Below are 290 nucleotides of genomic sequence, written 5' to 3'. Positions count from 1 at the left end.
GAAAAAGTAAAGCCAGCTAAGCCGATGAAAAAGCCAAGAGCATTGAAGGCAGTACGTGCAAATGAAGTATACACTTGGGATATCACCTATTTACCAACGAGCGTAAAAGGGCAATTTTTATACTTGTACTTAGTGATGGATATTTTTAGTCGAAAAATTGTGGGATGGCAGGTTTACGACACACAGTTAAGTGAATTAGCCGCAGATTTAATGAAGGATATTTGCAGTCGGGAGCAAATAAAGCGCGAGCAAGTCACGTTGCACTCAGATAATGGTAGCCCAATGAAAGG

Annotated in this window: 1 protein-coding gene; it reads left to right on the top strand. The window is 40.7% G+C overall.

Going from position 1 to position 290, the window contains the following annotated elements; translation table 11 throughout:
• On the top strand, positions 1-290 hold a 290-nt coding region (locus H5201_RS22785), incomplete at both ends, for a DDE-type integrase/transposase/recombinase (protein WP_259399747.1).

Source organism: Pseudoalteromonas sp. SG43-6 (assembly GCF_014164365.1).
GTDB classification, from domain to species: Bacteria; Pseudomonadota; Gammaproteobacteria; order Enterobacterales; family Alteromonadaceae; genus Pseudoalteromonas; species Pseudoalteromonas rhizosphaerae.
The sequence above is the reverse complement of the archived record's forward strand: the minus strand, read 5'-3'. Positions and strand labels throughout refer to the sequence as shown.